The organism is Shewanella sp. S1-49-MNA-CIBAN-0167, assembly GCF_040310145.1.
Taxonomy (GTDB): Bacteria; Pseudomonadota; Gammaproteobacteria; order Enterobacterales; family Shewanellaceae; genus Shewanella; species Shewanella psychromarinicola.
In genome coordinates this window covers 1-9,024 of the sequence record NZ_JBEOPO010000070.1, presented here as the reverse complement: position 1 = coordinate 9,024, position 9,024 = coordinate 1, and the positions used below count along the sequence as shown (strand labels likewise).

The window sequence follows — 9,024 nt, the reverse complement described above, 5'->3', positions numbered from 1 at the left end:
TTCTAATCATAATAAATACCTTTAAGATTTTGCTTATTTTAAGCTATAAATCTCTACAGTTTCATTAGACCATTACACCCCCCCCGATGTTTTTTGACGCCGCGTCCCCACTTTTAGTCCATTTCAGTCTCTCGTTTTTAGTCTCTCATTATTCCTGCTTATTGTGTCAGCCTATCATTGTTGCTGTGCTACATGGTCGCGAAATGCAGTATTGGAGTGGAAGCCTTGGCCGACTTCCACGGTTTCAATAACCTCAACTCGGTATAAGAGATGGGTAAGCTACCAAACGGCATTATTTGTTAACTTACGTTATTTGTTAGCTTACGTTATTTAAACGCTTTAATTCATATAAATAATCTAATGCCTGTTTAGGGGTTAAATCATCAGGATTAATTTGCGCTAACTTGTCCAACACTGGCGACGGCTCTGGTATTGGAGGTAATAAATTCATGCTCACTTGGGTCGGATTTTGCTGTGATAAACTCATGTCACGGTTTTCAAGTTGATGCAGTTTTTGTTTTGCCGCTTTAATGACTGAGGCCGGAACACCTGCGAGCGCCGCAACTTGCAGACCATAACTTTTACTTGCCGCACCTTCTTGTACCGAATGCATAAAAGCAATGGTGTCATCGTGTTCTATGGCATCTAAGTGCACATTAATCACTGACGGTAACAGTTCGGGCAGTTGGGTGAGTTCAAAATAATGAGTGGCAAATAATGTCAGTGCACTAAGGTTTTTAGCGAGATATTCTGCAGCAGACCACGCGAGCGCTAACCCATCATAGGTTGAAGTACCACGGCCTATTTCATCCATCAACACCAAACTGTTTGCGGTTGCATTATGCAAAATGTTGGCGGTTTCGGTCATTTCAACCATGAAGGTTGAGCGACCCGATGCCAAATCATCAGAGGCACCAATGCGGGTAAAAATACGGTCAATCTCACCTATTTGAGCAGAATCTGCGGGCACAAAACAGCCAATGTGTGCCATTAATGTAATGAGCGCCACTTGACGCATATAGGTTGATTTACCGCCCATATTAGGACCGGTAACGATTAGCATTTGCCGTTGCGGTGTTAAAGCGACAGGGTTAGCAATAAACGCCGCTTGGCTGACTCGTTCAACCACTGGGTGGCGACCCGCATCAATATGAATACCAGTTTCGTGAGTCATTTGCGGACATTGGTAATTAAAGGTCTGGGCACGTTCTGCAAAATTACTCAATATATCAAGTTCTGCAGCAGCAGTAGCAAACTGCTGTAACTCTTGTAATTTTGGCAGTAATAAGTCAAACAGCTGTTCCCAAAGTTGTTTTTCAAGTGCGAGTGCTTTTCCCTGACTTGAGAGTACTTTTTCTTCGTATTCTTTCAACTCTGGGGTGATATAACGCTCAGTCCCTTTAAGTGTTTGGCGGCGTTGATAACTCAGTGGCACTCTGTCTGACTGTAAACGGCTCACTTCAATATAGTAACCATGGACGCGGTTATAACCCACTTTTAAGGTATTAATCCCTGTTTGTTGTTTCTCGCGAGCTTCAAGTTCGATTAAATAATCACTTGCCCCTTCACTTAACTTTCGCCATTCGTCTAATTCATTATTGTAGCCAGTACGGATAACGCCACCATCACGAATTAACATGGGCGGATTGTCTACAATAGCGCGTGCTAATAGGTCGTGTTGTTGTGGGAATTCACCTAATAATTGGACTAATGTACTCAATCGAGGTTGCTGGCATACCGCTAAGGTTTGCTGGATCTCAGGCAGAAGTGTTAATGCTTGCTTTAAACGTGAAAAGTCACGTGGTCTGGCGCTGCGTAGTGCCAAACGTGCCATAATACGTTCAATATCACCTAAGCTTTTTAGCTGTTCATGTAGCGTCTGATATAAGTCTCGCTCAATCAATTCGCTGACAGCGTTATGGCGATATTGAATCGTTTGGCGATGTCGTAATGGTTCGTGGATCCAGCGCTGTAACATGCGGCTTCCCATAGGGGTTGCGGTATTATCTAATACCCACGTAAGAGTGTTCTCACGTCCGCCAGACAAGTTTTGTGTTAATTCTAAGTTACGTCGAGTCGCGGCATCTAAAATTATCGATTCCGATTGATTAAAACGTACAATGGCGTTGATATGTGGCAACGCCATTTTTTGAGTATCTTTTACATACTGCATTAAACAACCTGCAGCTTGTAACGCCAATCGAGCATCACTCATCCCAAAACCATGTAAATCTTTGGTGCCAAATTGACTGAGCAGTAAATTCACACAAGTATCGTACTCAAACTCCCATTCTGGACGGCGACGAATGCCTTTCATATTATTGATTAATAACATGTCAGTAAAATCTTCACTGTAAAGTAATTCGGCAGGATTCGTGCGTTGTAATTCAGCTTCTAATGCTTCACGGGTGGGTAACTCTGCAACCACAAAACGACCTGATGAAATATCCAGTGTGGCATATCCAAATCCGTTTTTACCTTGATAAAGTGCCGCCAGTAAATTGTCTTGTTTTTCTTGCAGTAGGGCTTCGTCGGTTAGAGTGCCTGGAGTGACAATACGCACGACTTGGCGTTCTACTGGACCTTTTGATGTTGCGGGGTCACCAATTTGCTCACAAATGGCCACAGACTGACCTATGTTAACTAATTTTGCTAAATAGCCCTCAACGGCATGATAGGGAATACCTGCCATGGGAATAGGATCGCCGCCACTTTTCCCGCGAGCGGTGAGAGAAATGCCCAACATTTCAGAAGCGCGTTTAGCATCATCGTAAAACAGTTCATAAAAATCACCCATCCGATAAAACAATAACATATCAGCATGAGCAGCTTTTAAGCTCAAATACTGACGCATCATCGGGGTGTGTTTTTCTAAATCGCTGGTATCAATTACTGTCATTATGAACACTTCACTATTTAATCAATCTTAGGGGGCGTAATTTTATGGGGCTAATCTTAACAATATTTGTCCCCAGCGTATAAATAGATTCATAATAAAAAGTATATCTGGATAAAATATTGATGTGAAAAGGCAATTATCACAGGTTAAAAAATAAATTGCGCTCAGCACTTGATACTGTATGACTATACAGTATACTGATGAACATACTGAAATGGTTTACATCATTTCACCTAAGTCAAAACAGCATTTTACTAAACGTATTGAATGCCTTAGAGGGTTTTATAATGAAGGTTGATCCAAATAAAGAGAAAGCACTTGCCGCCGTTTTAAGTCAGATTGAAAAGCAATTTGGTAAAGGCTCAATTATGAAGTTGGGCGAAGATCGCACAATGGATGTTGAAACTATCTCTACCGGTTCACTTTCATTGGATGTCGCTCTAGGTGCGGGTGGTTTGCCACTGGGACGTATCGTTGAAGTCTACGGCCCAGAGTCATCAGGTAAAACGACGTTAACTCTGGAAGTGATTGCAGCGGCGCAACGCGAAGGTAAAACCTGTGCGTTTATTGATGCTGAGCATGCACTTGACCCTATTTATGCCAAAAAGCTAGGCGTAGATATTGATAACTTACTTTGTTCACAGCCAGACACCGGTGAGCAAGCATTAGAAATTTGTGATGCGTTAACCCGCTCTGGTGCTGTCGACGTTATTGTGGTCGATTCTGTTGCAGCGTTAACGCCAAAAGCTGAAATTGAAGGTGAAATTGGTGATTCGCATATGGGCCTAGCCGCTCGTATGATGAGCCAAGCAATGCGTAAACTTGCTGGTAACCTCAAGCAATCTAATACTTTGCTTATTTTCATTAACCAAATTCGGATGAAAATTGGTGTTATGTTCGGTAGTCCAGAAACGACTACTGGTGGTAACGCGCTTAAGTTCTACGCTTCAGTTCGTTTAGATATTCGTCGTATAGGTGCAATTAAAGAGGGCGACGAAGTCGTGGGTAATGAAACCCGCGTTAAAGTGGTTAAAAACAAAATTGCCGCTCCATTCAAGCAAGCTGAATTTCAAATTCTTTATGGACAAGGTATTAATCGTACCGGTGAGTTAGTTGACTTAGGCGTTGCTCATAAGCTGGTTGATAAAGCGGGTTCTTGGTACAGTTACAAAGGCGAAAAAATTGGTCAAGGCCGCTCTAATGCGGGTAAGTTTCTAACTGAAAACCCAGCCATTGCCAGTGAAATCAATACCACTCTTCGTGCTATGTTATTGAACGGTGGTGCTAATGCATCAGGCTCAAAAACTGAAAATGATGAGAATGTCGATCTTGAAACTGGCGAGGTATTCTAAGCCAGTCAGTCAAATATATCGCGGTAGCGCATCTTGCGCGCCGCGAATATTCCCGCCATGAAATATCCTGTAAGTACATACGCACTTAATGATGTTCCTAATGATGAGTCAGTATAATGACCCTAACAATAGTGATTAGCAGTTAACGATCCTATCACTTCAATATGTTTTTTATCATTGAGTACATGAGTACATGAGTACATGAGTACATGAGTACATGAGTACATGAGTACATGAGTACATGAGTACAGCATAAGTGTTAATGGTATTAATACTTATACCCCGTAGTTATTCACTGTTTTAACATCAACGTCCAACAAAGCCCACCTCAAGTAGCCATTTTTATATCTGCAACTTACGCGTAGCAACACACGACTCGTTAAAGCAGCCAGCCTTTTATTGATTACTTTTTACTGCTAATTTGTGTTCATGAACAAATTACTTTCTGTTAAGACCCGCTAATATTTATTGCACTCAATCTAATAGCCCTATTTATAACGCCTAATTGCAATAGTAATGCCTATGGTCAGTGGATTTTAATATTTGCTTGTTATTGGCTACTCTTATGGATTTCAACTAAGAGGGGAATCAAACCACTCATCTCGCATGTTGACGTAAATTCAGTATATAATGCCAACATTTACTGGCTTGCATGCCAAGCTCGTTACTTTTGTATTTTCTCTATTCAGGACCATTTATGTTTCAGACTACAGCAGAGTTAAGAAGTGCATTTTTAAAGTACTTTGAAGATAACGGACATCAGGTTGTTGATAGCAGCTCGCTCGTTCCCACCAATGACCCAACACTGTTATTTACCAATGCGGGCATGAACCAATTTAAAGATGTGTTCCTCGGTATGGATAAGCGTAATTACAGCCGCGCAACAACATCTCAGCGTTGTGTTCGTGCGGGCGGTAAGCATAATGATCTTGATAATGTGGGTTATACCGCTCGTCACCATACCTTTTTTGAAATGCTAGGTAACTTCAGTTTTGGCGATTACTTTAAAGAAGATGCGATTCGATTCGCATGGACCTTTTTAACCGAAACACTCAAGCTGCCAAAAGAACGCTTATGTGTCACCATTTATGAAACAGATGACGAAGCCTATGACCTATGGACTAAAAAAATTGGTGTGTCAGCTGAAAACATGATCCGTATTGGCGATAACAAAGGTGCATCGTTTGCGTCAGATAACTTCTGGCAGATGGGTGATACCGGACCTTGTGGCCCTTGTAGCGAGATTTTCTACGATCATGGCGATCATATTTGGGGTGGCCGCCCTGGCACACCTGAAGAAGATGGCGATCGCTTTATTGAAATTTGGAATATTGTATTTATGCAGTATAACCGTCAAGCAGACGGTGAAATGTTGCCACTACCTAAACCTTCAGTCGATACCGGCATGGGTATTGAGCGTATTGCTGCCATTATGCAGGGTGTACATTCAAACTACGAAATCGATATTTTTAAGCAGTTGATTGCTCAAGCCGCTAATATTATTGGTATTACTGATTTAGAAGATAAGTCACTACGCGTCATCGCTGATCATATCCGTTCATGTGCATTTTTAATTGCCGATGGTGTGATGCCATCAAATGAAGGCCGCGGTTACGTATTACGTCGCATTATTCGCCGAGCTGTTCGCCATGGCAATAAGCTTGGTGCGACTGACGCCTTTTTCTATAAATTAGTGCCAACGCTTATCAGCGTAATGGGCGATGCCGCAAATGGGTTAACACAATCTCAAGCCATTGTTGAAAAAGCCTTAAAAGCCGAAGAAGAGCAGTTTGCCCGTACCCTTGAGCGCGGTTTAGTGATTTTAGATGGCGCGCTGAACACCCTCCAAGGTGATACTTTAGATGGCGACACCGTATTTAAGCTGTATGACACCTATGGTTTCCCTATTGATTTAACGGCTGATGTTTGTCGTGAACGCGATATTAATGTTGATGAAGCCGGCTTTGACGTTGCAATGGCGCAGCAAAGAAGCCGTGCGCAAGCCGCAGGTAACTTTGGTGCAGATTATAATAGTCAGCTAATTATTGATGCACAAACCTCTTTCAGTGGTTATACCGAACTCACAGGGCAGCCGAACGTAATTGCTTTATATGTTGACGGTAAAGCGGTTGATACCGTGGTTGCGGGTCAAGATGCCGTTGTCGTATTAGACAACACCCCATTTTATGCTGAGGCAGGTGGGCAGGTGGGTGATAAAGGCCAACTGACAGCCGATGGTGTGGTATTTAACGTTGCTGATACGCATAAGTTTGGTCCGGCTACAGGTCATGAGGGTCAATTAACTCAAGGCCAATTAGTGCTAGGCCAGCAGTTAACCGCGCAAGTGGATAAAAAGTTACGTCATCGTACTCAGTTAAATCATTCCGTGACTCACTTATTGCATGCTGCATTACGCCAAGTGTTAGGTTCTCATGTGTCTCAAAAAGGCTCATTAGTGAACCCTGAACGCCTACGTTTTGACTTTGCTCATTCTGAAGCGCTCAAACCATCAGAGTTGAAAGCTGTAGAAGACTTAGTTAACACCCAAATTCGCCGTAACCATGCACTTTGCACCACTGAAATGGCCATTGATGAAGCTAAAGAAAAAGGCGCAATGGCTTTATTTGGTGAGAAATACGATGATCAGGTACGTGTTGTCACTATGGGCGATTTCTCTATCGAGTTATGTGGCGGTACTCATGTTGGCCGCACGGGCGATATTGGTTTATTTAAAATCACTTCAGAGGGCGGTATTGCTGCAGGTGTGCGTCGTATTGAAGCCGTCACTGGTGTTGCTGCTATGGCTTATATTGCCGATCAGCAAGCCGTGTTAGATGAAACCGCGCAACTACTTAAATCAGACAGTGCATCTGTTGTGGCTAAATTAAAAGCGCAGTTAGATAAAGTCAAACAGTTAGAAAAAGAGTTGTCTCAGTTGAAAGATAAGTTAGCCGCAGCAGCCAGTGCCGATATGGCAGGGGATGCAGTGGAGATAAATGGTGTTAAACTGTTAGTTAAACAGCTTAACGGTATTGACCCAGGTTCACTCCGTGGTTTACAAGATGAGCTAAAGCAAAAACTAAAGTCTGCGATTATTGTGCTCGGCACAGCTAAAGACGGTAAAGTGAATTTAATTGCTGGCGTCAGCAATGATTTAACTAAAAAGGTCAAAGCGGGCGAGCTCGTGGCAATGGTTGCACAACAGGTTGGTGGTAAGGGTGGTGGTCGTCCAGATATGGCACAAGCGGGTGGTTCTCAGCCTGAGAATCTAGCCGCAGCATTAGCCCTTGTGGAACCATGGGTAAACGAACGTTTACGTTAATGAAATCTGTAGATTAGCGTTTTTGATAGCAATTGAGACATGAAGTCTAAGATATGCGACTTTATGTCTTGAGTGCTATGAGCAGATTTGGCATAGTGAACTATCTTGCTAGCAGTAAAAGCGTTTAAAAGGATTGTTAGTTGGACAGTACTTATTGTGTGCTCAAATATAGCACTTGGTATTTGTTTTCCCTTCCTATCGTTTTTGTTATTGGTTTGCTGTAATGAATTATTTAACAACTGAGTGGTATAACGTAAATTGGTTTATTTTACGTTAATCTCGTTTTAAAAGACGACCAATCGTCAAATTTTATGATTTCCTAATAGAATATGCTTTATAAACTGACGTATTTTGAAATTGATACTATGATTTTATGTAAAGCAAACCTTATAATGAGCGCATATTACGGATAAAGCGTGTTATGCAGATCGAACTAAAGGAGCAATCGAATGCTAATTTTGACTCGTCGAGTAGGCGAAACATTAATGATCGGTGACGAAGTCACAGTTACTGTGTTAGGTGTTAAAGGTAACCAGGTACGTATAGGTGTTAATGCACCTAAAGAAGTGTCTGTTCATCGTGAAGAGATCTATCAGCGTATTCAATCTGAGAAGTCAGGTACGCCTTCTGAAGATGGAAATTTCTAATTTCGGGCAGTTTTTAATTTCGGGCAGATATATGCTCGATATCATCAAAGTCAGCATTTGCTGACTTTTTTGTTTTTTGCACGGCAAAGAAATTGCCGCTTTAGTTTAAATCAGTCCTGATAAGTTAACCTCAACTTGGAAAAACCGTATATTATCCAGAATTGAGGCTAACTAGCTAAGACCCTATCCGGCGATTGTCTGTGTCGCTTAACATGATGTTGAGCGGCAACTGAGTGCCGAGTATATGCCGTGTAGAAGTTACCTTATCGAGATCAACGATGTCTTCAAATATGTCGCTTGCCAAAAAAGGTTAAAACTCTCGTAGAATGAACAGAGACTTAATGAAATTGTTACGGTTATTTAAAACCATTATTCATAATAAATAACACGGTTTTGATGATTATTTGAGCCTATTATATCCAATGTGATTAAAAACAGTCCAAATGAAGTTAGGTTTCCTAAAAAGGGTTTGACTTATTTTCATCAAACAGTAAGATGTGCGCCAAGAAACGGAGAGGTGGCCGAGTGGCCGAAGGCGCTCCCCTGCTAAGGGAGTATGGGCTTTAAATCCCATCGAGGGTTCGAATCCCTCCCTCTCCGCCATTTCTTACAATAGATATACGATGCGGATGTAGCTCAGCTGGATAGAGTACCTGGCTACGAACCAGGCGGTCGGAGGTTCGACTCCTCCCATCCGCACCATTATCTATTAAAATGTGAACCATGAATGCGGATGTAGCTCAGCTGGATAGAGTACCTGGCTACGAACCAGGCGGTCGGAGGTTCGACTCCTCCCATCCGCAC

General features: G+C 42.2%; 4 protein-coding genes and 3 tRNA genes. 6 read left to right on the top strand and 1 reads right to left on the bottom strand.

Annotated elements, in window-relative coordinates; translation table 11 throughout:
• Positions 1-316 precede the first annotated feature (316 nt).
• Positions 317-2,899 carry a DNA mismatch repair protein MutS gene (gene mutS, locus AAEZ00_RS20120; protein WP_124012035.1) on the bottom strand — a complete coding sequence of 861 codons (2,583 nt, stop codon included), beginning with the start codon at positions 2,897-2,899 and terminating at the stop codon, positions 317-319.
• 287 nt (positions 2,900-3,186) lie between these two features.
• On the opposite strand from mutS, the gene recA reads away from it, so the two are divergent.
• From recA to AAEZ00_RS20090, 6 genes are all read left to right on the top strand, one after another.
• Positions 3,187-4,251 (top strand): recombinase RecA, encoded by a 1,065-nt coding sequence (recA, locus tag AAEZ00_RS20115; RefSeq protein ID WP_101032451.1) that lies wholly within the window; start codon positions 3,187-3,189, stop codon positions 4,249-4,251.
• Between the two features lie 697 nt (positions 4,252-4,948).
• Positions 4,949-7,573, top strand: a complete 2,625-nt coding sequence (gene alaS, locus AAEZ00_RS20110) for an alanine--tRNA ligase (protein ID WP_351078906.1) — start codon at positions 4,949-4,951, stop codon at positions 7,571-7,573.
• A 449-nt stretch (positions 7,574-8,022) separates the two neighbouring features.
• Positions 8,023-8,220 carry a carbon storage regulator CsrA gene (csrA, locus tag AAEZ00_RS20105; RefSeq protein ID WP_076496509.1) on the top strand — a complete coding sequence of 66 codons (198 nt, stop codon included), beginning with the start codon at positions 8,023-8,025 and terminating at the stop codon, positions 8,218-8,220.
• A 511-nt stretch (positions 8,221-8,731) separates the two neighbouring features.
• Positions 8,732-8,823 (top strand) — tRNA-Ser (locus AAEZ00_RS20100).
• Between the two features lie 22 nt (positions 8,824-8,845).
• Positions 8,846-8,922 (top strand) — tRNA-Arg (locus AAEZ00_RS20095).
• 27 nt (positions 8,923-8,949) lie between these two features.
• Positions 8,950-9,023 (top strand) — tRNA-Arg (locus AAEZ00_RS20090).
• The last annotated feature ends 1 nt before the right edge of the window (position 9,024 follow it).